The sequence below is a fragment of the Curtobacterium sp. Arg-1 genome, assembly GCF_025643395.1.
In the GTDB taxonomy this organism is placed as follows: Bacteria; Actinomycetota; Actinomycetes; order Actinomycetales; family Microbacteriaceae; genus Curtobacterium; species Curtobacterium poinsettiae.
The window spans coordinates 2,696,707-2,720,024 of sequence record NZ_CP095731.1 but is presented as its reverse complement, the minus strand read 5'-3'; the positions used below and the strand labels follow the sequence as shown (position 1 = coordinate 2,720,024).

The 23,318-nt window shown below is 72.2% G+C and carries 24 protein-coding genes; 9 read left to right on the top strand and 15 right to left on the bottom strand.

Translation table 11 applies throughout. The annotated features are described in order from the left end of the window. Positions 1–255: 255 nt before the first annotated feature. From MXD64_RS12880 to MXD64_RS12850, 7 genes are all read right to left on the bottom strand, one after another. The gene (locus MXD64_RS12880; RefSeq protein ID WP_017888509.1) at positions 256–711 is read right to left on the bottom strand and encodes a MarR family winged helix-turn-helix transcriptional regulator; all 456 of its coding nucleotides are present in this window, start codon (positions 709–711) and stop codon (positions 256–258) included. A gap of 176 nt (positions 712–887) precedes the next feature. Further along, entirely contained in the window at positions 888–1,538 is a 651-nt protein-coding gene (locus tag MXD64_RS12875; RefSeq protein WP_214518794.1) for a GntR family transcriptional regulator, read from the bottom strand. Between the two features lie 133 nt (positions 1,539–1,671). Then, positions 1,672–1,824 (bottom strand): DUF1810 family protein, encoded by a 153-nt coding sequence (locus MXD64_RS12870; protein WP_017888511.1) that lies wholly within the window; start codon positions 1,822–1,824, stop codon positions 1,672–1,674. Then, complete coding sequence (locus MXD64_RS12865; RefSeq protein WP_017888512.1) at positions 1,821–1,925, bottom strand: DUF1810 family protein; 105 nt, start codon at positions 1,923–1,925, stop codon at positions 1,821–1,823. The genes MXD64_RS12870 and MXD64_RS12865 overlap by 4 nt, the downstream gene beginning before the upstream one ends. Next, on the bottom strand, positions 1,922–2,713 hold the full coding sequence (locus tag MXD64_RS12860; protein ID WP_263136547.1) for a YqjF family protein: 792 nt from the start codon (positions 2,711–2,713) through the stop codon (positions 1,922–1,924). The genes MXD64_RS12865 and MXD64_RS12860 overlap by 4 nt, the downstream gene beginning before the upstream one ends. Then, entirely contained in the window at positions 2,710–3,108 is a 399-nt protein-coding gene (locus tag MXD64_RS12855) for a DoxX family protein (protein ID WP_017888514.1), read from the bottom strand. The genes MXD64_RS12860 and MXD64_RS12855 overlap by 4 nt, the downstream gene beginning before the upstream one ends. Before the next feature lie 78 nt (positions 3,109–3,186). Further along, complete coding sequence (locus MXD64_RS12850; RefSeq protein WP_031260447.1) at positions 3,187–4,455, bottom strand: bifunctional phosphopantothenoylcysteine decarboxylase/phosphopantothenate synthase; 1,269 nt, start codon at positions 4,453–4,455, stop codon at positions 3,187–3,189. 64 nt (positions 4,456–4,519) lie between these two features. Here MXD64_RS12850 and MXD64_RS12845 point away from each other — a divergent pair, with 64 nt between their 5' ends. Further along, positions 4,520–5,311, top strand: coding sequence for an NRDE family protein (locus MXD64_RS12845; RefSeq protein WP_194589803.1), 792 nt, complete (start codon positions 4,520–4,522; stop codon positions 5,309–5,311). Positions 5,312–5,645: 334 nt separating this feature from the next. Here MXD64_RS12845 and MXD64_RS12840 read toward each other — a convergent pair whose 3' ends face one another. After that, positions 5,646–6,584 carry an SDR family oxidoreductase gene (locus MXD64_RS12840; RefSeq protein WP_159556818.1) on the bottom strand — a complete coding sequence of 313 codons (939 nt, stop codon included), beginning with the start codon at positions 6,582–6,584 and terminating at the stop codon, positions 5,646–5,648. A 133-nt stretch (positions 6,585–6,717) separates the two neighbouring features. Here MXD64_RS12840 and MXD64_RS12835 point away from each other — a divergent pair, with 133 nt between their 5' ends. From MXD64_RS12835 to MXD64_RS12825, 3 genes are all read left to right on the top strand, one after another. After that, positions 6,718–7,827, top strand: coding sequence for an LLM class flavin-dependent oxidoreductase (locus MXD64_RS12835; RefSeq protein ID WP_017888518.1), 1,110 nt, complete (start codon positions 6,718–6,720; stop codon positions 7,825–7,827). 192 nt (positions 7,828–8,019) lie between these two features. Then, positions 8,020–8,682 carry a hypothetical protein gene (locus tag MXD64_RS12830; protein ID WP_214532294.1) on the top strand — a complete coding sequence of 221 codons (663 nt, stop codon included), beginning with the start codon at positions 8,020–8,022 and terminating at the stop codon, positions 8,680–8,682. Positions 8,683–9,051: 369 nt separating this feature from the next. Next, complete coding sequence (locus MXD64_RS12825; protein WP_214562025.1) at positions 9,052–9,543, top strand: pyridoxamine 5'-phosphate oxidase family protein; 492 nt, start codon at positions 9,052–9,054, stop codon at positions 9,541–9,543. 290 nt (positions 9,544–9,833) lie between these two features. Here the strand turns inward: MXD64_RS12825 and MXD64_RS12820 are convergent, their stop codons facing one another. Continuing rightward, positions 9,834–11,081, bottom strand: a complete 1,248-nt coding sequence (locus tag MXD64_RS12820; RefSeq protein WP_263136545.1) for a hypothetical protein — start codon at positions 11,079–11,081, stop codon at positions 9,834–9,836. A 250-nt stretch (positions 11,082–11,331) separates the two neighbouring features. Here MXD64_RS12820 and MXD64_RS12815 point away from each other — a divergent pair, with 250 nt between their 5' ends. Together MXD64_RS12815 and MXD64_RS12810 are read left to right on the top strand one after the other, a co-directional pair. Then, the gene (locus tag MXD64_RS12815; protein WP_263136544.1) at positions 11,332–12,741 is read left to right on the top strand and encodes an MFS transporter; all 1,410 of its coding nucleotides are present in this window, start codon (positions 11,332–11,334) and stop codon (positions 12,739–12,741) included. Between the two features lie 133 nt (positions 12,742–12,874). After that, entirely contained in the window at positions 12,875–13,651 is a 777-nt protein-coding gene (locus MXD64_RS12810) for an endonuclease/exonuclease/phosphatase family protein (protein WP_017888523.1), read from the top strand. 712 nt (positions 13,652–14,363) lie between these two features. Here the strand turns inward: MXD64_RS12810 and MXD64_RS12805 are convergent. Genes MXD64_RS12805 through MXD64_RS12795 form a run of 3 tightly spaced genes read right to left on the bottom strand, consistent with a single transcriptional unit; the run spans position 14,364 to position 17,121 of the window. Further along, positions 14,364–15,038 (bottom strand): methionine ABC transporter permease, encoded by a 675-nt coding sequence (locus MXD64_RS12805; RefSeq protein ID WP_017888525.1) that lies wholly within the window; start codon positions 15,036–15,038, stop codon positions 14,364–14,366. Further along, a complete protein-coding gene (locus MXD64_RS12800) occupies positions 15,035–16,171 on the bottom strand; it encodes a methionine ABC transporter ATP-binding protein (RefSeq protein ID WP_262161473.1) in 1,137 nt (378 codons plus the stop codon). The genes MXD64_RS12805 and MXD64_RS12800 overlap by 4 nt, the downstream gene beginning before the upstream one ends. Next, complete coding sequence (locus tag MXD64_RS12795) at positions 16,171–17,121, bottom strand: MetQ/NlpA family ABC transporter substrate-binding protein (RefSeq protein ID WP_214518802.1); 951 nt, start codon at positions 17,119–17,121, stop codon at positions 16,171–16,173. The genes MXD64_RS12800 and MXD64_RS12795 overlap by 1 nt, the downstream gene beginning before the upstream one ends. 177 nt (positions 17,122–17,298) lie before the next feature. Between MXD64_RS12795 and MXD64_RS12790 the strand changes: the two genes are divergently transcribed. Further along, positions 17,299–17,808 (top strand): 2'-5' RNA ligase family protein, encoded by a 510-nt coding sequence (locus tag MXD64_RS12790; RefSeq protein WP_056070552.1) that lies wholly within the window; start codon positions 17,299–17,301, stop codon positions 17,806–17,808. Positions 17,809–17,902: 94 nt separating this feature from the next. On the opposite strand, the gene MXD64_RS12785 is transcribed toward MXD64_RS12790, so the two are convergent. The 3 genes from MXD64_RS12785 to MXD64_RS12775 all read right to left on the bottom strand — a co-directional run bounded on the left by MXD64_RS12785 (position 17,903) and on the right by MXD64_RS12775 (position 21,178). Further along, positions 17,903–19,150, bottom strand: a complete 1,248-nt coding sequence (locus MXD64_RS12785) for a D-arabinono-1,4-lactone oxidase (RefSeq protein WP_263136543.1) — start codon at positions 19,148–19,150, stop codon at positions 17,903–17,905. A 99-nt stretch (positions 19,151–19,249) separates the two neighbouring features. After that, positions 19,250–20,731: an MDR family MFS transporter gene (locus MXD64_RS12780; protein ID WP_140449020.1), complete on the bottom strand. Its 1,482-nt coding sequence runs from the start codon at positions 20,729–20,731 to the stop codon at positions 19,250–19,252. Between the two features lie 165 nt (positions 20,732–20,896). After that, a complete protein-coding gene (locus MXD64_RS12775) occupies positions 20,897–21,178 on the bottom strand; it encodes an acylphosphatase (protein ID WP_052481700.1) in 282 nt (93 codons plus the stop codon). Between the two features lie 144 nt (positions 21,179–21,322). Here MXD64_RS12775 and MXD64_RS12770 point away from each other — a divergent pair, with 144 nt between their 5' ends. After that, positions 21,323–22,030 carry an NUDIX hydrolase gene (locus MXD64_RS12770; protein ID WP_017888532.1) on the top strand — a complete coding sequence of 236 codons (708 nt, stop codon included), beginning with the start codon at positions 21,323–21,325 and terminating at the stop codon, positions 22,028–22,030. 8 nt (positions 22,031–22,038) lie between these two features. Then, on the top strand, positions 22,039–23,310 hold the full coding sequence (nadA, locus tag MXD64_RS12765; protein ID WP_263136542.1) for a quinolinate synthase NadA: 1,272 nt from the start codon (positions 22,039–22,041) through the stop codon (positions 23,308–23,310). The last annotated feature ends 8 nt before the right edge of the window (positions 23,311–23,318 follow it).

Below are 23,318 nucleotides of genomic sequence, written 5' to 3'. Positions count from 1 at the left end.
CACAACGGGTCGTGCGGGCGTGCCGGATGCTGGCGGTGTCGGTGACACCGTCGGCGACGACGGAGGAGTCCTCGAGCCGGTGAGGACCGGACGGTGGTGTGGGGCCCGTCCGTCCGCCGGGTACGCGGCCGTGGGGTGGCCGCGGTCAGGCGGAGCGGTCACTGTGACCGGTCCGACTGGGCAGCGCGTCCAGGAACGCTGGCAGAACGGTCCGTCCACCGCTTGGTAACGGTTCGGTAACGGTCCTGCGCGGGGCTAGAAGGTGTGAGGTTCCTGGGCGTGCTCGCCCTGGGCCACACGCTCGAGTGCGGCCAGGGCTCCGGCGATCGCCTCGACGTCCGGTTCGTCGAGCTCGGCGATGAGCTCGGCCACGATCCCGGTGCGGTTCGCGCGGGCCTGCTCGACCGCCTCGATGCCCTCCGGCGTCGCCGTGACCATGAACGCCCGACCGTCGCGCGGGTCGGCTTCGCGCTGGATGAACCCGCGCTGCTCGAGTTCGGTCAGGATGCGGGTCATCGTGGGCTTCGTGACCACCTCGATCCGCGACAGGTCGCCGGGGCGCAGGGGTCCGTGCCGCTGGATCGACGCGAGCGCGGAGACGATGCCGTACCCGAGCGAGGCCGAGTCGGTGCGGGCCCGTCGGTTGATCCGACCGACCGCTGCGGCCAGGCGTGCGGCGACCTCGGTACGGTCCGTCGGGCGGGGGTTCATGTGCTGCTCCGGGTGCCTGGTTCAGGTGGTCGCCAGCGATGCTATCGGTCCGTGCGGCCCCGGGACTGGGAGTGCCGGGCGCGTGGCCGGCGCTCCGGCCGGGAGGCCCGTGGAGCGCCGAGCGCCCGCCTCGCGTCGGCGAGACGGGCGGTTCCTGTACGCGGGTACAGGTGGACTCAGCGCTTCTCGCCCGGCAGCTGGTGGATCGCCTCGGTCGCGAGCTCGGCCGCGACGTTGTCGCCCGACTCGGTGGCCGCGCGCAGGTGTCGGAAGTCCTCGGTCATCCGGTCCCAGTCGACCAGTTCGTCGAGGTTCGGCAGCCGCAACCGGAACGCCAGGCCGTCCATCGTGTCGCGGCAGACGCGCTGCAGGTTCTCGTTGCCGCACTCGGCGACGTACAGGGCGAAGACGTCGAGGGCGTCGTGGTTGACGGCGGCGACCTCGTGCGCCTCGAGCTCGGTGATCGTCTTGTCGAGCTGGGCCAGGATCTTCTTCCGGCTCGCCGTGCCGAGGCGCGGGACCGCGAGCCGGACCACGCCGCCGAACAGCACGCCGAGGGTCTGCATCGCCTCGATGACCTCGGCGGGGTCCGGCGTGGTGACGCGGGTGTACCGGTTCGGGGCCATCTCGATCAGGCCGGCGCGGGACAGCTGGCTCAGGGCCTCGCGGATGGGCGTGCGGGAGACGCCGAGCCACGAGATGAGCTCGTCGTCGTTCAGTCGTTCCCCGGGGAGCAGGGTGCCGTCCATGATCGCGTCGTGGATCTTGTGGCGGACGGTGTCACGGAGCAGCTGGTGCTCGGTCGGGGCGCTGCGGGGGACCGGCATGCGTTCTCCTTCGGGGGTGGCGGCGTCGGGGCGCCGGGCGAACGGGCACGGTCGACATCGCACGTGCTCGCATCACCGTACCTGATATGACAACGGCGTTGCGATCGGTTCAGCGCGTGTCAGTACCGGGGTGTCAGGTGCCGGTTCGGGCGGGTCCTCGATCGACGAGCAGGCGGATCGTGGCCGGGTCCTCGGCAGCGTCGTACCAGCGCTCCAGCACGGCGACGAACGGGCCCGGGTCGGCGGCGATCCGGGCGAAGAGCGTCATCGACGACCGGAGCTTCACCTCGACGACTTGCGGCCGCGGCGGAGTTCGTCGAGTGCGACGTCGTGCACCCCCTGCTGGGCGCGGACGAAGCGGTCGAGGTCGAACGGGTCGTCGGTCACCGGACGACCCCGCCCCAGCCGTACCGGACCGTCGTGCCGTCGACCACGAGCAGGGAGTCCGGCGGCCGGTCGAACAGCCCGGGCATCCCGACTGCGTCGGGCAGGTCGCCCTCGAGCCGGTCGAGCGTGGCCGCACGGGTGGTGAGCACCGGGTGCTGCCGCTGCCAGAACAGCGTCTGCGCCAGGTACCGCGCGTGGATGCCGGCCCGGGTCGTGAGCTCCGCGGCCAGCGGGGTGTCGACGACCTCGCCCGCGGTCACCCGCACCGACGCTGCGTGCTTCGGCTTGGCCGCACCCGTCGGGCGTTCCTGCCGGAGCGACCGCGCCCACCGCACCGGGTGCAGTGCGCGGGTCGGGTGCCGGACGGAGCGGTGCGCGATCGCGTCACCCCGGCGCCGGGAGCGTGCGTGCGCGAACGTGTACGGCACGCCGAGCAGCGCGTGCGCCGCCACGATGGCGGGCACGTTCGCGGTGTCGACCGTGCGGTAGGTCACCCCGCGCCGTCCCTGGTCGTCGACCGTCAGGACCTCGATCGTGACCTCGGTCATGGTGCCGAGCCGCCCGGCGGACGGGAACGGTGGGACCCGGGTCTCACGGAACACGTACGCCGACAGTCCCACCCAGGCGCTGCCGTCGACGACGTCCGGGTGGGTGCCGCGCGGCACGAGCCGCCGCAGCGACGCCGGGTCGTGCCGCCAGTGCGCGAAGACGATGTCCTCCCACGCGTGCTGGGTGACCGGGCGGTGCAGCAACGGCACCGCCGCGCGGGTCCACGACGGCTGGGTCACGGCTTCGGCGCGTGCCGACCGACCCGGATGCTCCAGAGGACCAGCGGCAGCTGCAGGGGGAGCCGCAGGACCCCGACCAGCCGCATCGCCCGGCTCGAGGTGGGGTGCTCGAGCAGGTCGTTCGCCATCTTCAGGTTCGCCGGGAACACCGCCGCGAACAGTGCCGCCGCAGCCCAGCCCGAAGCGCGGCGGGTCGCGGGGAACGCGAGCCCCGCGGCGATCCCGAGCTCGGCCACGCCGGAGGCCAGCGTGGTCAGCCGCGGCGGCAGGGCCTCCGGCACGATCCGGTCGAAGTGGGTGGGGCGCAGGAAGTGCATGGCACCCGCCCCGCCGAGGGCCACTGCCAGGATGGTGGCAGTGCGGTTGGCACGTCGGATCCGCTCACGTCGTCGCATGTGCCCATCGTGCCCGCTCGTCCTCGGAAGCAGCCGGAGGCGCGGCTCAGTTCAGTGCGCACGCACGGCAGTGCGCGTTCACGTCAGTGCGGTCGCGACGAGGTCGAGGACCGCCGTCGCCACCTCGGCCTTCGTGCCGGAGGTCTCGCGGACGACCTGGCCACCGGGGACCAGGACCTCGATCGCGTTCTCCTCGCGTTCGAAGCCGGCCGACCAGCCGACGTGGTTCACGACGAGCAGGTCCGCGGGCTTCCGGCCGATCTTGGCGCGCCCGAGTTCGACCCGGGCATCGCGGTCGGGTTCGGTCTCGGCGGCGAACCCGACGATGACCTGCCCGGTCCGCCGTGCTGCGACGAGGTCGGCGAGCACGTCCGGGTTCCGCACCAGCTCGAGCGTCATGCGCTCGCCCTGCGCGTCCTTCTTGAGCTTCTCGGAGTGCACCTCGGCCGGTCGGTAGTCGGCGACCGCTGCGGTCATCACGACGACGTCGGCCTCGGCGGCGGCCGCGTGCACGGCGTCGGCGAGTTCGAGCGCGGACCCGACGGGCACCACCGTCGCGTCCAGTCCGGCGGTCAGCGAGCCGTCCACGTTCGCGGCGACGAGGGTCACGGACGCGCCACGACGGACGGCTTCGGCGGCGATCGCGATGCCCTGGCGGCCGCTGGAGCGGTTGCCGACGAACCGCACCGGGTCGAAGGGTTCGCGGGTGCCGCCGGCGCTGACGACGACGCGGACGCCGGCCAGGTCCCCCTGTTCACCGCGGGCCCCGGTCCCCGCGCCCGTGCTGGTCCCCCCACCGCGGCGGCCGGCCGGGGCGGGGTGCTCGTCGAGCACCGCGAGTGCCGCGACGACGATGTCCTCGGGCTCTGCCATCCGTCCGATGCCCGCGTCGTCGCCGGTGAGCGCGCCGACGACCGGTCCGACCAGGTGGACGCCGCGGTCACGCAGCGTGGCGACGTTCGCCCGGGTCGCGGGGTGCTCCCACATCTGCGGGTGCATCGCGGGGGCGACGACGACGGGTGCCTCGGTCGCGAGCAGCGTCGTACCGAGCAGGTCGCTCGCCAGGCCGTGCGCCATCCGGGCCAGCGAGTCCGCGGTGGCGGGGGCGATGACGACCAGGTCCGCCCGGCGACCGAGCGCGACGTGGCGCACCTCGGCGACGTCGTCCCACACGCTCGTGGTGACGGGGTTGCGGCTGAGGGCCTCGAGCGTGGGCAGACCGACGAAGCGCAGCGCGCCCTCGGTCGGGACGACGTGCACGTCGTGGCCACGCTTGACCAGGTCGCGGACGACCCCCACGGCCTTGTAGGCGGCGATGCCCCCGGTGATCCCCACGATGACGGTCAGGGCGCGCTCTGCTGCTGCGTTCACCTGGCTCACGCTACCGGGGCCACGTGCGAGGATCGACGGCATGTGCACCGTCGTCGTCCGCGTCGACCCCGGGTCCGCGTGGCCCGTCACCGTCCTGGCCCTGCGGGACGAGTCGCCCGAACGCCCGTGGGACCCGCCCGCCGCGTGGTGGCCGGACCGCGACCCCGAGGTCCGCGGTGTCCGTGACCGTTCCGCCGGTGGAGCCTGGCTCGCTGCGTCCGACCGTGCCGGACTGGCCGTGGTGCTCAACCGCGCCGAACCCGTCGCGAGCGCCGACGGGACCTGGACGACCCGCGGGGTGGTGCCGGTGGACGCCGTCGCCGACGACCTGCTGCCCGGACACGACGGCACGCTGCCGACCACCCGGGCCTTCAACCTGGTGCGCGCCACGGCCGAGGGCGCCTCGGTGCTGACCTGGGACGGCGATCGGGTCCGCACCACCGAGCTCGGTCCCGGCGTCCACATGGTCACCCACGGTGCGGCGGACGACCCCGCGGCACCGCGCATCGGTCGGTGGCTCGAGGCCTTCCGCTCGGTCGATGCGCCGACCGGCCCGCCGGTGCTCGGCCCCTTCGACGAACTCCGCACCGTGGACGCCGGTGCCGACGCCGGGGACGGGTGGGGTGGTTGGTTCGGCGTGCTTGCGGAGTCCGCAGCGCTGCCGAGCGACCACCCCGACGCGATCCTCCGCGACGTGCACGAGGCCGAGGGGCACATGACGACCCTGTCGATCGTCGCGGCGGCGATCGCGCCGGGCCGCACCGTCCTGCAGCACGCCCGGCTGACCGAACCCGGTCGGCTGGACGGGTCGGTGGAGCTGCACCGCGCCTGACGCGCTCGACGTGCCGGATCCGACCCGGGCCTCCCGGCTGCGCCCCGCGCCCGTCGCGAGACGCCGGCGTCTCGCGAGACGCCGCCGAAAACGGCGGCGTCTCGTGCGTTCCGGGGCGTCTCGGGATGACGCTGGCGTGCAGCGTGCGCTCCCCACCACCGGACGGGAGGCCCGTGGTGGCGCGACCACGGGCCTCCCGTCCGCCTGTCCCTGCGTTCTCGAGCGCGCGAGACGCCGGTGTGCCTGTCAGGCGCCGCCAGGTCCACGAGACGCCTCCGGATTCGGCGGCGTCTCGTGGAGCTGGAGGCGTCCTGGGGAGACGACGGCGTCTCGGCTAGAGCGGCGGGCGCGTCCCCGTGAGGTCCTCGGCGACCGCCCAGAGCGAGCGGGCGAGGTCGGCGCTCCGCGCAGAGCCCGGGATCGACACGGTGGTGGTCGGACCGGTCATGCCGAACGGACCGGAGGGCCCGTAGTACGCGCCACCCACGGCGTTCGGGCCGACCGCCGCGTAGAGCAGCGGTTCGGTGCCCTGCTCGACGGCCTGGGTGAAGGGCAGCGCGCGGTTGCTCGACCGCACCGGCTTCGACCGACCGAGCGAGCGCCCGGCGGCCTGCAGGTTCGTCCGGGTGTAGCCGGGGTGGGCGGCGGTGCTGACCAGGGGCACGTCGGCCTCGACCGTCAGGCGGTGCAGGTGCAGCGCGAGGAGCAGGTCGGCGAGCTTCGACTGCGCGTAGGCACGCCAGCCGTTGTAGCCGCGCTCCCACTGCAGGTCGGCGAAGCGGATCCGGCCGGGGATCGCGGCGAGGCTCGACATCGTCACGACACGGGGTGCCTCGGCCAGGGGTGCACCGGTCCGGGCTGCCCCGGCGCGGAGCAGCGACGGCAGCAGCAGGTTCGTCAGGGCGAACGGGCCGAGGAAGTTCGTGCCGAACTGCAGCTCGAAACCGTCGACGGTCTCGAAGCGCTCCGGCGGGGCCATCACGCCGGCGTTGTTGACCAGGACGTCGATCGGACGTTCCTCGTCCACGATGCCGCTCGCGAAGCGGCGGACGCTGGCCAGGTCGGCGAGGTCGAGTTCGCGGACCTCCACGTCGGCGCCGGGGTGGGCGGCGCGGATGCCGGAGGCGGCGGACTCGCCCTTCTCGGTGCTGCGGACGGCGAGCACGACGCTGGCGCCGGCTCCGGCGAGGCGCAGGGCGGCCTCTCGTCCGGTGCCGCTGTTGGATCCGGTGACGACGATGCGGCGTCCGGTCTGGTCGGGGAGGTTCGGCATGCGGGTGACCGTACTCGTCCGGGCTGGCCGACCCCGGCCGGGCCTGTGCCGGACCGGTCGCCCACCCCGTGCGCGCTGGGGCGCATCGTGCTACATTGATGCAAACGCATGGAAATGCGATCAGGAGGACACCATGAGCAACGCATTCGGCACCGACCGTCCGTCGGACGTCCCGCCGCCCGCACCCGATCGGGTCGGGCCCCTGCAGCTCGGCCTCGACACCTTCGGCGACGTCACCGAACGCGCCGACGGCAGCCTGCAGTCCGACGCGCAGAGCATCCGCGACGTCGTCGACCAGGCCGTCCTCGCCGACCAGGTCGGCGTCGACTTCATCGGCGTCGGGGAGCACCACCGCGCCGACTTCGTCGTCAGCGCCCCCGAGGTCGTCCTCGCCGCCATCGCCGCCCGCACCGAGCGCATCCGCATCGGCTCGGCGGTCACGGTGCTGTCCTCCGACGACCCCGTCCGTGTCTACGAGCGCTTCGCCACCGTGGACGCGCTGTCGAACGGCCGCGCCGAGGTCATCCTGGGCCGCGGCTCCTTCACCGAGTCGTTCCCCCTGTTCGGCTACGAGCTGAGCGACTACGAGGTCCTGTTCGAGGAGAAGCTCCAGCTCTGGGCGGCCCTGCGCGGCGGCGACGCCGTCACCTGGTCCGGCACCAAGCGCGCGGGCCTGGTCGACCAGGACGTCTTCCCGAAGCTCGAGCACGGCGCCATCCCGACCTGGATCGGTGTCGGCGGGTCCCCGCAGTCGGTCATCCGTGCCGCGTCCTACGGGATGCCGCTCTTCCTCGCCATCATCGGCGGGCAGCCGGCACAGTTCGCCCCCTTCTCGCGCCTGTACCGCCAGGCCCTCGCGCAGCTCGACCTGCCGCAGCAGCCCATCGCGATGCACTCGCCGGGCTTCGTGGCGGCCACCGACGAAGAGGCCGCCGAGCGGTACTGGCCGTACCACAAGGCCGTCACCGACCAGCTCGGCCGGGAGCGCGGCTGGCCGCCCCTCGACGTCGCCGGGTACCGGGCGAGCCTGTCGGCCGGCGGGTCGCTCTACGTCGGCTCGCCGGAGACCGTCGCCCGCAAGGTCGCACGCAACATGCGGATCCTCGGCGCCTCGCGCTTCGACATGCGGTACGCGACGGGTCGCCTGCCGCACGCCGACATGATGCGGTCGATCGAGCTCTACGGCTCCGAGGTCGCGCCCCGCGTGCGCGAGCTGCTGGCGCAGCCCGTCCCCGTCGCCTAGCGACCGGTCCCGGTCCGGGTCCGCAAAACACCGGTGTTCGCACTCCGCACCACCCTTCGCGGGTGTTCGGAGCGTGAGCACCGGTGTCTTGCGGGCAGGTTCCGGCGGGCAGCGCGGCGCGCGGGCAACGGCCGGGAGGCCCGGGGCGGCCACCGAGATCGGCTCACGGGGGCCGCGGGTACGGTCCAGGGCATGTCGTCACACCCCGACCACGCCTCCGGTCCCGTTCCTGGTCACGCCTCCGACTCCGTCGTCGAGCGCCGGTTCCGCGGGCGGATCATGGGCGTCGGCACGACCTCGGGCGTCCGCATCGTCGTCGGCATGTGGGACCGCTCGCCGTTCGGGCCGTTCACTGACGTGTTCCTCGAGCTCCCCGACGGCACCAGCGTGCTGCTCGCCCCGGACGAGATCGTCGCCGCGTACGTCTCCGGCACCTACCGCTTCGACACGGTGTCGGTCGTCGATGTCCACGCCCGCCGCACCGCCCGCGGCCTCGAACTGAGCGCCGGTGCGCTGCAGGCCTCGATCGACGTCGGCGGGATCTCGCCGCTCGGCCGGATCCTGCGCATCGTGCCGAAGCCGATCGCCCGCGACCCGCGCTGGCTCGCTGCGATCGACCCCGTGGCGCGCCTGCTCGCGCCTGGGTCGGGCACCGCGGGCTCGGCGGGCAACGGCCGCCGCGAGTACTACGGCGTGACCGGGGCGCACGACGTCACCGGTGTGCGCGGCACCTGGGCGGGGGAGTCCCTGGGGGACCTTGCGCCGCTCGACCCGCCCGTGGCGTTCGGCTTCGCCTCGATGCCGAAGATCCCGCAGGTCGTCGACGTCGAGACCACCATCCGCGAACCCGTCTGAGCCCGGCCGGCCGGGAGTCGGTTCCGTGCGTGTGCATGTTCCGACGATGCACGTGTCGAACGACTCGTGTCCGATCGCTTGATGCACACGCATCCGGTGCGTGTGCATGCAACGACGTTCCACCTGTCGATCGACGCGTGTGGTGTCGCATCCTGCACACGCATGTGCGGCCCGACGGCCTGGATCTGCCGGGGCGGGGGCGGCGAGGCGGAGGTGCGCCGGGCCTCCAGGCCGACCTCGACCGGACCACCTCGACGCGCGGGGCTGACGCGTCCAGCGCCGGAGGGGCACACTGGTCGGAACGGTACGGCCCCGTGAACCGACGGTCGCACGTCGGGCGGATCGGGGCGCATGACGCAAAGGAGCACCATGACCGACACACAGACTGAGCAGCGCGCCGCCATCTCGGACATCGTCCACGGCGCCCACACGGCACTGCTCACCACGGTGAGCGAGGACGGGAACCTGCACGCCAGGCCCCTCGCGGTGCAGGACAAGACGTTCCACGGGACCCTGCGGTTCCTGGTGCAGGACGGCAGCGAGAAGGTCGAGGACATCGCGCGGAACCCGCACGTCAACGTCTCGATCGAGTCGCAGGGCGGGTACCTGTCCATCGCCGGGACCGCGACCGTGACCCAGGACGACTCCGTCATCGACGAGTTGTGGTCGCCGTTCGCCGAAGCGTGGTTCCCGGAGGGGCGTCAGGACCCGACGATCCGGCTCCTGACGGTCGAGGGGGTCTCGGTCGAGTACTGGACCCAGGACACCGGGCCGGTCGGCAGCCTGGTGCAGATGTTCAAGGCGGCACTCGGCAAGCAGAGCCAGCCGGACACGGGCGACCACGGGACGCTCGAGCTCTGAGGCCCTGACGGCGTGGTGGGGCCGGCCCGGGGCGGTGCTGTGGCGCCGGCTTGGTGCGCTGACGCCGTCGTGTTGCTGTGGCGCCGCCTCGCGCGCATGACGCCGCCGGATTCGGGGGCGTCCTGCGCACCTGACGGCGTCGTGACGAGACGACGGCGTCTTGCCGCGACGAGACGCCGGCGTCGTGACGAGACGAGACGAGGCGCCGGCGTCGTGACAAGACGCCGGCGTCCTGCCGCGACGAGACGACGGCGTCGCGCGAAGACCAGCCCGGTCTGCGCGTCAGCTGCTCACGGCGGGCCGAGCAACCAGAGCACCGCGACCAGCACCGGCTGCCCCGCCAACGCCGCGGACACGAGCGTCCACCGCATCCAGGGCTTCGCGACCAGCTCGGGCGACCCGAACAGCGGCGCGAGCGGCATGAGCAGCCGCGGGGTCGAGGCCATCGGCAACGACACCGCGAACACGTACAGCGCGTACCCGGCCGAGTACAGCACCGTCGTGGGCCCGAGCCGGCGCGTCGACTTCCGGAGCAGCCAGATCGGGTACGAGACGAGCAGGAACACGACGATCAGGATCCCGCCCACGCCGAGCCAGCGGCCCGCGATGAGGAACCACGGCGTCAGCGGCACGAAGTCCACCCGGCCGATGAAGTTCACCCACCAGGACATCTCCGTCTCCAGGTACGCGTTCGGCGTCCCGGTGACGTGCGAGGCGATCACCGGCCAGGCGAGTCCAGCGGCGACCATGGTCAGGCCGGCGGCGACGACCCCGACCTGCTCGCGGAGCGGGAAGCCCTCGAACACGCGGCCGGTCTCCCGCCGCGCACGGACCCACCGGACGAGCGCGACGACGCCGAGCACGAGCGGGATCGCCAGGGCGCCCGGGCGGGTGAACGCCGCGGCGACCCCGAGTGCGGTCAGGAGGGCGTACCGCCGACGTTCCAGCGCGAGCAGCGCCCCGAACGACAACACGAGGAACATGCTCTCCGCGTACCCGACCTGCAGCAGGAACGACAACGGACCGCAGCTGAAGAAGAAGACCGCCCACATCGCCGCTGCGTGCCCCGCCCGGTCCCGCACCAGCCGGTGCAGCAAGAAGGTGGCGACCAGGCCGGCGACGATCGCGACCAGCGGTGCGCCGAGGTCGAAGGGCACCCCGGTCGAGGCCGTCATCGCTCGGATGGTGAAGGGGAACGCCGGCAGGAAGGCCCAGGCGTTCTGGGCGACGTTGCCGGCAGCGTCGAGGGGCAGGGCATCCGGGTAGCCGTGCAGCGAGATCTGCTCGTAGTACTGCCCGTCCCAGGCGACCAGGAACGCGCCGAACCCGTGTTCGTTGCCCCAGATCGCGTTGTCCGGCAGGGCACGACCGATGAGCGGGTACGCGAGCGCGAGCCACAGTGTGGACAGCACCCGGCCGCCGGTCCAGACGAGCAGGACCGCCGCCCACGCCGGCAGCGACGTCACGGTGTCGAGGGCACGCCGTCGGCCGGCGGACCACCGTCCGGCGAGCACGCCGGCACTGTCGGTGCGGCTCACGCGCGAGTTCCTCGGCGTTCGGGTGGTCGGGTCGGCACCCGGCCAGGGTAGTCGGCCCGAGCGTGAGGATCGCCCCGAACCGCGCCTGGAGGTCCGACCTGCGTCGTGCATCCCACCTCGCGCCCGGTGGACGGCCGGTGCCGAGTGCGGTGGGTGGCTCGTTCCACGCGCCGTCCAGACGCCTGGTTCCGCGTGGGGACGGGCGACGTCGTGACGACAGGGACGTCCGCGGGCATAGTCTCGATGGGCGATGACGACGACGGCGACGACACCCAGACGACGGACGGGCAGCACTGCGGTCGCCGTGCTGGTGGCCGGGGCCTACTTCATGGAGCTGCTGGACGGCACCATCCTGGCGACCGCCGCGCCGGCGATGGGGCGTGACCTCGGAGTCGACTCCGCCGCGGTCGGTGTCGCGATCACCGCCTACCTCGTCACCCTCGCGGTGTTCATCCCGGTGTCCGGCTGGCTCACCGACCGGATCGGTTCGCGGACCGTCTTCGCCGGGGCCATCGCGCTGTTCACGATCGCGTCCGCACTGTGCGCGCTGTCGACCGGGCTGGTGGAGCTGACGCTGTGGCGCATCCTGCAGGGCCTCGGCGGAGCGCTCATGGTGCCCGTCGGCCGGCTCGTCGTGCTCCGGAGCGCCGGGCGCGAACAACTCGTCACCGCCATCGCCATCCTGACCTGGCCGGCCCTCGCCGCCCCGATCATCGCGCCGTTCATCGGCGGCGTGCTCGTCGAGACGCTGTCGTGGCACTGGATCTTCCTCATCAACATCCCGCTCGGCGTCATCGCGTTCGTCGCCGCCCTGGTGCTCGTCCCGCAGGAGCGTGCGGCGCAGCGGGTGCCGTTCGACTGGTTCGGGTCGCTGCTCGCCTGCGTCGGGCTCGGCTCGCTCGTCGTGATGGCGTCCCTGCTCGCACTCGACGTCATCCCGGTCCTGGCCGTCGTCGTGTCCGGTGTCGTCGGAGCCGTCTGCTGCTGGTTCGCGATCCGGCACTTCCGTCGGGCGCCGCACCCGATCATGGGGCTCGACGCGTTCCGGCTCGAGACGTTCCGGGTGTCGCACGCCGGCGGCAGCCTGTTCCGTCTGGCGGTGTCCGCGGTGCCGTTCGTGCTCCCGCTGCTGTTCCAGGACGCCTGGGGCTGGAGCGCCGTGCTCGCCGGGTCAGCGGTGCTCTGGGTGTTCGTCGGCAACCTCGGCATCAAGCCGATGACGACCCCGTTCCTGCGCTGGTGGGGCTACCGCCCGGTGATCACCGTGTCGTCGGCCATCGCCGCGCTGACCGTGGTCGCGATGGCGTTCATGACCGAGGACACCCCGTTCTGGCTGCTCGCCGTGCTGCTCGTCGTCAGCGGTGCTGCTCGCTCCGTCGGCTTCACGGCCTACAACACCATCGCCTTCGCCGACGTCGAGCAAGCAGACATGACCCCGGCGAACACGCTGTCGTCGACCCTGCAGCAGACCGCCGCGGGCTTCGGGGTCGCCGTCGCCGCGGTGGTCATCCGCGCGGCCTCGGGGCTCGGGGGCGACGGACCGTACACGGTGGCCTTCTGGGTCATCGCCGCCCTGCTCGTGGTCGCCTGCGTCGAGGGCATCCTGATGAGTCGCTCAGCGGGCGACACCGTCCGTCCGGTCCGCCGTGTCCGCGTCTGATCCCGCCGCTGTCCGTTTCCGTCACGGTCACACGGACGAAACCCGGCAGGCGTTACAGTCTCAGCAACCGTCCGCGGTACCCGAGTACGGTGACCGCGGCAGGGTGACCGGAACACCCGGACAGGAAGGCAGCATGGCCGCGCCAGAGCAGCAGAGCACGATCGCATCGGACCAGACCGTGCAGCCCACGCAGCTCCGTGTCGTCAGCTACAACCTCCGCGAGCACACCGCCAACGGCGAGCTCGCCGCACTGGCCGAGGCATCCGACGCCGACGTCCTGTGCGTGCAGGAGTGCGACAGCAACGACCTCGCTCCGTCGATCGGCGGCCTGTCGCTCGCCGCGTCGACCCGCACCAACCGACTCGGGCTCGCGATCTACAAGCGCGACGACCGCTTCGAGGTGCAAGACTTCAGCATCCACTCGCTGCAGAAGTCGCTGCACGACCGGGTCCTCGCACCCGCGCACGAACGGCTCATCGCGATGCACCTGCGCGACACCGAGGCCGACGCCGAGGTCGTCGTCGCGTCGTTCCACGCCTCACCGTTGACCGCGACGAACTCCCTGCGCCGCAAGCAGATCGAGGCGGCGCACCAGTTCCTGCGCGAGCTCGCGAAGGACGTCCCCGCGGTCATGGTCGGCGACTTCAACTACCCGTGGTTCCAGACGAACCTGCGTCGCAAGATCGAGCAGGGCGGGTTTGCATTGTCGCTGTCCGACCAGCCGACGTACCTGCGCTACCGAAAGTTCACGGGCCACTTCGACTTCGCGACGAGCGTCGGGCTGCACATCGCCGGCGTCGAGACCCTGCCGGCGGGCATCTCCGACCACCGTCCGATCCTGGTGCGAGCGCACTACGAGCACCCGGGCGAGACCGGCGCCGTCACCACCGTCGAGGCTCCCGCCGCCTGACCGGGTGCCCTCAGGCGCTGGCCGCTGGCTACCGCGGTCGCGCGACATGCCGCGCGCGCATGGCCGGCTGGTCACGAACTGTCGGTTGGCGGCCCGGCGGGCGACGGTTCGTGCGACCTCGGCGGACGCGAGCGGGGAGTCGCGACCGCTCGGTGGTGGGCGGTCGGGCGTGTTGGCGTCGCGTTCCGGGGGCGCGACCTGCAGCGCGCGCATCGCCGGCTGGTCACGAAGTGTCGGCTGGCGGCCGGGTGCGCGACGTGCCGCGGGTGTGCCGCCGGCTGGTCACGAAGTGTCGGTTGGCGGCCGGGCGGGCGACGGTTCGTGCGACCTCGGCGGTCGCGCGCGGGGAGTCATGACCGCTCGGCGGTGGGCGGTCGGGCGTGTCGGTGTCGCGTTCCGAGGGTGCGACCTGCCGCGGGTGTGCCGCCGGCTGGTCACGAAGTGTCGGCTGGCGGCCCGGCGGGCGACGGTTCGTGCGACCTCGGCGGACGTGAGCGGGGAGTCGTGACCGCTCGGTGGTGGGCGGTCGGGCGTGTCGACGCCGCGTTCCGGGGGCGCGACCAGCCGGCGGACGTGAGCGGGGAGTCGTGACCGCTCGGCGGACGACGCTGGGCGCGCCCGTTCAGCCCGCAACGCACTGGAGGCCCGGTGCCGGTCGCGTGGACCGGCACCGGGCCTCCAGGCGGTCGCCCGCAGAGCCCGCGACCGCGGGTCAGCGGCGCAGGGTCGCCCGCGCCAAGCGGTTGCCGATGAACTGGCCGAGCTGCACGATGACGACGATCGCCGCCACCGAGACGTAGACCACCCACCAGTCGTAGCGCTGCGAGCCGTAGGTGATCGCGTACTCGCCGAGGCCGCCGCCACCGATCAACGCACCCTGCGCCGTCATGTCGACGATGCCGATGTAGATGAACGTGTAGCCGAGGATCAGGGGGCCGAGACCCTCGGGGATGAGCACGGTCAGCAGGATCGAGACGGGGTGCGCGCCCGAGGCCCGAGCCGCCTCGACGACGCCCGGGTCGACCGACAGCAGGTTCTGCTCGACGATCCGGGACACCGCGAAGGCCGCGGCCAGCGAGATCGCGAAGGTCACCGCGGGGACGCCGATCGTGGTCTGCACGACGACCCGCGACAACGGGGCGATCGCGGCGAGGAAGATCACGAACGGGATCGGGCGGATCAGGTTCACGAACACGTTGAGCACCGTGTACGCGGTGCGGTTGCCGAGCACGTTGCCCGGCCGGGTCGCGTAGAGCAGCAGGCCGAGCGCGAGGCCGATGACCCCGGCGATGACCAGCGAGATCAGCGACATCACGATGGTGTCGCGGATCGCTGCCAGGAAGACGTCGAACGTGTCGATCACGCTCTGGAACGAGTTGTTGTTCACGCGGCGGCCTCCTCGTCGGTGGTGACGCCGTCGGCGCGGAGCGCGGCGATTGCCCGGTCGATGGCGTCGGAACCGCCGGTCACCCCGGGCCCGCCGGACGCTCCGGGCCCGCTGGGCACTCCGGGCCCGCTGGGCCCGCCCGGCCCGCCCGGCCCGCCGGAGGCACCGCCCGCTGCGCTCAGCTCGTAGGTGAGCGAGCCGATCCGACGCTCCCGGATCTCGCCGACCCCGCCGTAGACCAGCTCTGCGGTGACCCCGGCGGCACGGAACGCGGCGTCGATGCGGTTCTGCAGCCCGGCCTCGTCGGTGATCTGCACCGTGACGAGCCGACCCGGGTGCCGGTCCCGGAGACGCCGGAGCGTCTCGGGTGAGGGCCGGTCGTGCAGCGCGGTGCGGACGAAGCGCTGCGCGGCACCGGTCTTCGGTGCGGAGAACACGTCGTAGACATCCCCGACCTCGACGACCCGGCCCTGCTCCATCACGGCGACCCGGTCGGCGATCTGCCGGACGGCGTCCATCTCGTGCGTGATGACGATGATCGTGACGCCGAGCTCCCGGTTCACCCGGCGCAGCAGCGCGAGCACCTCGGACGTGGTGTCCGGGTCCAGGGCGCTGGTGGCCTCGTCGGCGAGCAGCAGGTCGGGCGACGCCGCCAGGGCGCGGGCGATGCCGACGCGCTGCTTCTGGCCGCCGGACAGCTGTTCCGGGTAGGCGTGGGCACGCTCGAGCAGGCCGACGAAGTCGAGCAGCTCGGCGACACGGCGGTCCCGCTCGACCTTCGGCACACCGGCGACCTTGAGCGGGTACGCGACGTTGCCGGCGATCGTGCGGGACCGGAACAGGTTGAACTGCTGGAAGATCATCCCGATGTTCCGACGTGCCAGACGGCGGTCCCGCTCGGGGATCGCCGTCAGCTCGCGGCCCGCGACGGTGACCGTGCCGGAACTCGGCAGCTCGAGTGCGTTGACCAGGCGGACCAGGGTGGACTTGCCGGCACCGGAGTACCCGATGACGCCGAGGACCTCTCCCTGGTGCACGTCCAGGGAGACGTCCTCGACGGCCACCACGGTCTCGCCGGTGTCGGCGCGGCGGTAGTGCTTCGAGACGCCGCGGAGTTCGACGAGGACCGGCACTACTGCTTGGCCGCCTTCGCGTCCTGCTCGACCTGGGCGAGCTCGTCCTGCAGCTTCGAGGCGCTCTCGTCGCGGGCGACGGCCTCGGGCAGGTCCTTCGCGAAGGCCTTCTGCACGGCGTCGTCCTGGAACAGCTCCGCCAGCTCGAGGTAGGTCTTGTTGCCCTTGTCCTCGTCGCGGACGGCGAACACGTTCACGTACGGGGCAGCGGTCGCGCTCGAGGGGTCGTCCTGGTAGATCGCGTCCGAGACCGGCAGGCCGGCCGCGGTGGCGAAGTTGTTGTTCACGACGGCGGCGGCGACGGAGCCCTGCTGCAGCGCGTTCGCGGTCTGCGAGGCGTCGAGGGGCTGGACGTCGACCTTCTTCGTCTCGATGTCGTCCGCGGTGGAGAACGCCGAGCCACCGTCCTTGAGCGTGATCAGGTCCGCCGCCTGCAGGATCAGGAGCGCACGGGCCTGGTTGATCGAGTCGTTCGGGATCGCGACCTTCGCGTTCGCGGGCAGCTCGGACGGCTTGTCGTACTTCGTCGCGTAGAGCGGCAGCGGGTACACGGCGGTGGAGCCGATGGGCTGCAGGTCGTCGTCGGACGTGACGTTGTAGTCCGCCAGGTACTGGATGTGCTGGAACTGGTTGATGTCCAGCTGGCCGTCCTTGAGCGCGGGGTTCGGCAGCGAGTAGTCCGAGAAGTTCGTCAGCTTGACCGTGACGTTGAGCTTCTCCTTCGCCAGCTTCGTGTACGTGCTCCAGTAGCCGAGCGACTTGTCCGAGACACCGATCGTGACGGTCTTCGGCGCGGCGTCGCCGGCGGCACCGGCACCGTCGCTGCCGGAGCGCAGGGCTCCGACGACCACGGCGACGACGATGGCCACGACGACGATCGCGGCGGCGACGATCCAGCCGATCGGACGCCTGCCCTTCGGCTTCTCGGGCAGTGCTGGGGCTGCGGACATGCTGGTGCTCCTCGTGGGCCGTGCGTGCGGGGGAGCCGCGGTGGTCCGCGGCGTGGAGACGAGTGTGACCTGCGCCCCACCGCCGGAGCGAGTTCCGTTCCGTCGTGTTACGCAGCACTCGACCCGTGCCGCGTGCGTCGCAGGACGCGTCCCGACACGACTTGGTTGACTCGGACCGTGCGCAGCATCGAACTCGTCCTCGGCCCGGAGTCGGACGCCGGCGTGCGGTCGGCCTGGCAGGCCCTGATCGACGCCGACCTGCCGAGCCTGGGGCGACACCCCTCCCCGTCGAACGCGCCGCACGTCACCCTGGCCGCCGGGGAGACGCTGCCCGTGCCCGCCGGGTTCCGCACCTCGGTCCCGACGTCGATCCGGCTGGGCGGGCTGCTGCTCTTCCCCGCGGGCGCCGGCCGTTCGGTGCTCGTGCGCGCGGTGGTCCTCGACACGGCGCTCACCACCTTCCACGACGAGGTGCACGCGGTCGCCCCCGGCGGCGTCGAGACGTCGGTGCCCGGGCATTGGTCGCCGCACGTCACGCTGGCGCGCCGGGTGCGCGACGAGGACCTGCCACGGGCGGTCGCGGCACTGCGTGCCGTGCCGCTGCCGGAGACGCTGGACGTGGGCGGTGTCCGGCACTGGGACGGTGAGACGCGGACGATCACGCCGCTCGCGTTCACGTCGATCTGACCTCCGGCGGGGCGACGGCAGCACTGCCCGGCACTGCGCGGCACTGCGCGGCGCTGCGCGGCGCTGCCTGCACTGCGCGGCCTAGAGGCCCGGGTCAGGTCCCGAGCACCCGCTCGCCGAACGCGGATGCGAACGTCCGCTCCGGGTCGGCTCGGGCGACCAGGTCGCGGAAGTCCGCCAGCCGCGGGTACAGCGCGGCGATCGCCGCGTGGTCGAGCGAGCTCATCTTGCCCCAGTGCGGGCGGCCGTCGAAGGGCGCGAGCCGGGCCTCCAGGTCGGGCAGGAGCGCGGCGACCTCGGCCGGGTGCTTCTGCCAGGTGAACGCGATGCAGAGGACGTCCTCGCCCTGGGTCGGGCTGAGCCAGAGGTCGTCCGCGGCCATCGTCCGGAGTTCGCAGACGTGCAGGTGCGGCTGGATCCGGTCCGCCAGTCCTCGGAGCGCGTCGAGGGCTCCAGCCGCGTGCCGGAGCGGGACGAAGTGCTCGCTCTGCACTTCGGACCCGTGGCTCGGGACCGACCCGATCGGGAAGTGCGGCAGCCGGTCCCACCACGGGCCGACGGAGCCGTCGCGCGCGGTCCGGTGGTCGTCGCCGGGGGTGCCGGGCAGGCGGGGTGCCCCGGCCAGCGCGTCCGGAACCGGCACGTCCCCGCCGCCGTCGGGCACGCGCGACTTCACCAGGACCTCGGTGATCGCGTCGCCGAACACCGTGTACGCGCACACCGAGTACGCGGCGGCGTGCACCTCGGCGACGTTCGCGGTGAAGGTGTCCCAGGGGATCGAGCCGTAGACGTCCTGACGCATCCGGTAGGTGGGCTCGACGTCGAGGGTCACCCGGGTCACGATGCCGAGCAGGCCGAGGTGCAGCACCGCACCGTCGAACCCGGGGTCCGTCCGGTCGATCGTCCGGGCGGAGCCGTCCGGACCGAGCACTTCGAACGCCTGCACGGCGGTGGCGAGTGAACCCAGCGCCGTGCCGGAGCCGTGGGTACCGGTCGCGACCGCGCCCCCGACGGAGATGTGGGGCAGTGATCCGGTGTTGTGCAGGGCGAACCCGGCGCGGTCGATGTCGGACGCGACGTCGCCGTACCGGGTGCCGGCACCGAGCGTCACCGTGCGGTGCTCGGCGTCGACGACCAGGTCGGTGGGGATCCCGGTCAGGTCGAGCAGGACGCCCGGGGAGTCGGCGACGTCGTTGAAGGAGTGCCGGGTGCCGAGTCCGTGCGCCCGTTCGGCGTCCGCCACGACCTGGGCGGCCTCGTCGATCGACGACGGACGGACGACCCGTTCGGCCGTGTACGTGACCGTGCCGGACCAGTTGAGCTCGCTCGTCGTCGACCGCATGGCGCCCACCCTGCCACGCAGTCCGGCGCCCGGCGCGAGCCGGGTGTGAGCCGGGCGCCGGTCCCCGTCACGGGGTCGGCGCCCGGCGGGGTCCGTCGGTCAGTGCGCGGGCGGGGGCGTCGGTGCGCCCTCGGGCACCTCGGGTCGGCGGACGAACACCGACGCCAGGATGCCGAACAGCGAGATGATCGCACCGACCATGAAGGCGGTGCCGACGCCCGACGCGGTGGCCACCTGGACCCCACGGGCACCGGAGCCCTCGACGGCGGTGGCCGCACCGATCGTCAGCAGCGTGACGAACAGGGCGGTGCCCGCTGCACCGGCGAGCTGCTGCGCCGTGCCGAGCACCGCGCTGCCGTGCGAGTACAACTTCGGGGGCAGCCCGCCGAGCGCCGCGGTGAACAGCGGCGTGAAGGTCAGGGCCAGCCCGATGCTCAGCACGACGTGCGCACCGAGGACGAACCACACGCTCGTGTCGACGCCGACGGTGGAGAGCGCCCAGAGCACAGCGCTGACGATGATCGATCCGGGGATGAGCAGCACGCGCGGGCCACGGCGGTCGTAGATGCGACCGACGATGGGGGAGAGCAGGCCCATCAGCAGACCACCGGGGAGCAGCAGCAGGCCGACCTGCAGGACCTCGAGCCCGAGGACGCGCTCCAGGTAGATGGGCAGCAGGATGAGCGTGCCGAACATGGCCATGAAGCTCAGACCCATCGCGACGATCGGCACCGTGAAGCCGCGGGTGCGGAACGTGCGCAGGTCGAGCAGGGCGCTGTCGGTGCGCTGCAGGCGTGTCTGCCGGACGATGAACACCGCGAGGGCGACGGCGCCGACGACCAGGGCGGTCACCGGGACGAGCGGACCGGTCGCGCCGGCTTCACCGATGCTGGACAGGCCGTAGACGATGCCGCCGAACGCGAAGGCGGAGAGCACCACCGAGACGACGTCGATCGGCGCCTTGCGCGGCGTCGAGACGTTCTGCACCTTGACCATGCCGAGGATGAGCGCCGCGATCGCGATGGGCAGCACGAAGCCGAACAGCCAGCGCCACGAGAAGGCGTTGAGGATCAGGCCGGAGATCGTCGGGCCGATCGCCGGTGCGACCGAGATGACGATGGAGATGTTGCCCATGATGCGGCCACGGTGCGCGGGGTCGACGAGGGTCAGGACCGTCGTCATGAGCAGCGGCATCATGATCGCGGTGCCGCTGGCCTGCACGATGCGGCCGATGAGCAGCACCGTGAACCCGGGGGCGAGCAGGGCGATCAGCGTGCCGACCGAGAACAGGCCCATGGCCCAGACGAACACCGGGCGGGTGTTGAACCGCTGCAGCAGGAACCCGGTGATCGGGATGACGACCGCCATGGTGAGCAGGAAGCCGGTGGTCAGCCACTGACCGGTCGCGGCGCTGATGTCGAGGTCGTCCATGAGCCGGGGCAGCGCCACGCCCATGATCGTCTCGTTGAGGATGACGACGAACGCGGAGACGAGCAGCAGCCCGATCACGAGTCGGGTCTCGGCAGCGGACGGCTGCGAGACGCTTCCCGTGCGGGGGGCGGAATCGACGGCCTGGGTCATGCGGGTGCTCCTGGTGGGTCACGACGGGTGGAACGGGTGTGGCGCAGGGCGCGCAGACAGGCCAACTCCCTGAGTGGATGCGATTATTCCGCTTCGCTGGCAACATCCGCGGGTGGACGATCGGCGCCGCCCCCGACGTGCCCGTGCGACGTCGGGCGTGTCCGCTCAGTGCAGGATCGCGAACCCGTCGGCGTCCCCGTGCGGCACGACCGACCGCAGGGAGACGTCGGTCACGGTCGCCGACGGCGGCCCGGTGCGCAGGCACGCCATCAGCGAGTCGACCGCGACCGAGGGGCCCTCGGCCTCGACCTCGACCGTGCCGTCCCAGAGGTTCCTCGCGTAGCCGACCAGGTCGAGCCCGTCGGCCTTCCGAGCGGTCCAGTACCGGAACCCGACCCCCTGGACGGTCCCCGACACCACGGCATGCACCCTCGTCACCGTCGTCATGCCCTCCACGCTAACCGCGGCGTGCTCCCGGGAGTTTTCGGCCCCGTGACGATCTGTTTCCGGCTCGTGACGAGCGCGCACCGTCGGCAGTGATAGTGTCATCCCAACCCGAACACTTCGAGTCAGATTGACACTATCTCCCTCATGGACGAACCAGGCATCCGCGTCGCGGTCTCCACCGTGATCGTGGCGCTGCGCCCGCACCCCGACACCGGTGCGCCGGCGCTGTGGATGCCACTCGTGCGTCGCGTCGCCGAACCGTTCGAGGGATCCTGGGCGCTCCCCGGCGGCTGGGTCGGCGACGACGAGGGGCTCGAGGACTCGGCGGCCGCCCGACTGCGCGAGACGACGAACGTCCAGCCGCGCTACCTCGAGCAGCTCTACGCGTTCGGCGACGTCGGACGCTCCCCGAGCCGGGTCGTGTCGATCGTGTACTGGGCGCTCGTGCACCCGGACGAGGCGAACGTCGTGCCCGACGACTGGAACGTCCGGTGGTTCCTGGCCGACGAGCACCCGCCGCTCGCCTTCGACCACGACCGCATCGTCGAGTACGCCCTGTGGCGGCTGCGCAACAAGATGTCGTACTCGCGGATCGCGCAGGCGTTCCTCGGTGACCGGTTCACCCTCGCCGAACTCCGCGGCGTGTACGAGGCGGTGCTCGGCCGAGCACTCGACCCCGCGAACTTCCGTCGGCAGGTCGAGAAGACCGACGCGGTCCTGCCGACCGACGAGACCACGAGCGGGGGCCGGCACCGTCCGGCTCGGCTGTACCGCTCGAACCCCGACCTGGCCTACGCGGACAACGGCCCGCTGCAGACCGGGGCCGATCAGCACCAGCAGCGGAACCGATAGGAAACCCCGTGTCCATCGCCACGACGATCGAGCTCATCTCCAACGGCAAGGCCGGCGGCAGCACCTGCACGCCCGACCTCGCGATGCCGACGTGGGACTTCGACTCCCGCCCCGGGTACGGCCCGGGATCGTCGATGTCCGACGTCATCCCGACGAGTGCCCCGCGCCAGGGCGTCCTGCCCGACGAGTACAAGACGGCCCCGACCGACGAGCTCCACGAGCGCATCGAGCGGGCGAAGGCCACCCTCGGCGACCGGGTCGTCGTCCTCGGGCACTTCTACCAGCGCGACGAGGTCGTCCGGCACGCGGACTTCCTCGGTGACTCGTTCCAGCTCGCGAACGCCGCCCTGACCAAGCCCGACGCCGAGGCGATCGTGTTCTGCGGCGTGCACTTCATGGCCGAGACCGCCGACATCCTGGCGCGCGACGACCAGCGCGTGATCCTGCCGAACCTGGCCGCCGGCTGCTCGATGGCGGACATGGCTGACATCGACAGCGTCGAGGCCGCGTGGGCCGAGCTCACCGCCGTGTACGGCACCGAGCCCGCCGCCGACGGCCGCGTGCCCGTGATCCCGGTCACCTACATGAACTCCGCCGCCGACCTCAAGGCCTTCTGCGGGCGCAACGGCGGCATCGTCTGCACCTCGTCGAACGCAGCGACGGTGCTCGAGTGGGCCTTCGAGCGCGGGCAGCGCGTCCTGTTCTTCCCCGACCAGCACCTCGGCCGCAACACCGCGAAGGCGATGGGCATCAGCACCGACCTGATGCCGATGTGGAACCCCCGGAAGCCCCTCGGCGGCAACGAGACGAGTGAACTCGAAGCGGCGAAGGTCATCCTCTGGCACGGCTTCTGCTCGGTGCACCGTCGCTTCACGGTCGACCAGATCGACCGGGCCCGCCGCGAGCACCCGGGTGTGCGGGTCATCGTGCACCCGGAGTGCCCGATGGCCGTCGTCGACGCTGCCGACCACGCCGGCAGTACCGACCTGATCCGGAAGACCGTCGCTGCCGCCACCGAACCGACGACCTTCGCGATCGGCACCGAGATCAACATGGTGAACCGGCTCGCCGCCGAGTACCCGCAGCACACGATCTTCTGCCTCGACCCGGTCGTCTGCCCCTGCTCGACGATGTACCGGATCCACCCGGGCTACCTCGCCTGGGTGCTCGAGGCACTCGTCCGCGGCGAGGTCCTCAACGAGATCGTCGTCCCCGCCGACGTGCAGGCCGACGCCAAGGTCGCGCTCGAGCGCATGCTCGCGGCGAAGCCCCGCGGCTGACACACGAG

Bases quoted from the DNA above. Each gene is read 5' to 3' on its own strand.
- MXD64_RS12775 (WP_052481700.1), bottom strand. From the start codon at position 21,178: ATGACGACGGTGACGAGGGTGCATGCCGTGGTGTCGGGGACCGTCCAG.
- MXD64_RS12840 (WP_159556818.1), bottom strand. From the start codon at position 6,584: ATGCCGAACCTCCCCGACCAGACCGGACGCCGCATCGTCGTCACCGGA.
- MXD64_RS12830 (WP_214532294.1), top strand. From the start codon at position 8,020: ATGTCGTCACACCCCGACCACGCCTCCGGTCCCGTTCCTGGTCACGCC.
- MXD64_RS12770 (WP_017888532.1), top strand. From the start codon at position 21,323: ATGGACGAACCAGGCATCCGCGTCGCGGTCTCCACCGTGATCGTGGCG.
- MXD64_RS12785 (WP_263136543.1), bottom strand. From the start codon at position 19,150: ATGCGGTCGACGACGAGCGAGCTCAACTGGTCCGGCACGGTCACGTAC.
- MXD64_RS12780 (WP_140449020.1), bottom strand. From the start codon at position 20,731: ATGACCCAGGCCGTCGATTCCGCCCCCCGCACGGGAAGCGTCTCGCAG.
- MXD64_RS12880 (WP_017888509.1), bottom strand. From the start codon at position 711: ATGAACCCCCGCCCGACGGACCGTACCGAGGTCGCCGCACGCCTGGCC.
- MXD64_RS12795 (WP_214518802.1), bottom strand. From the start codon at position 17,121: ATGTCCGCAGCCCCAGCACTGCCCGAGAAGCCGAAGGGCAGGCGTCCG.
- MXD64_RS12810 (WP_017888523.1), top strand. From the start codon at position 12,875: ATGGCCGCGCCAGAGCAGCAGAGCACGATCGCATCGGACCAGACCGTG.
- MXD64_RS12825 (WP_214562025.1), top strand. From the start codon at position 9,052: ATGACCGACACACAGACTGAGCAGCGCGCCGCCATCTCGGACATCGTC.
- MXD64_RS12855 (WP_017888514.1), bottom strand. From the start codon at position 3,108: ATGCGACGACGTGAGCGGATCCGACGTGCCAACCGCACTGCCACCATC.
- MXD64_RS12875 (WP_214518794.1), bottom strand. From the start codon at position 1,538: ATGCCGGTCCCCCGCAGCGCCCCGACCGAGCACCAGCTGCTCCGTGAC.
- MXD64_RS12815 (WP_263136544.1), top strand. From the start codon at position 11,332: ATGACGACGACGGCGACGACACCCAGACGACGGACGGGCAGCACTGCG.
- MXD64_RS12845 (WP_194589803.1), top strand. From the start codon at position 4,520: ATGTGCACCGTCGTCGTCCGCGTCGACCCCGGGTCCGCGTGGCCCGTC.
- MXD64_RS12835 (WP_017888518.1), top strand. From the start codon at position 6,718: ATGAGCAACGCATTCGGCACCGACCGTCCGTCGGACGTCCCGCCGCCC.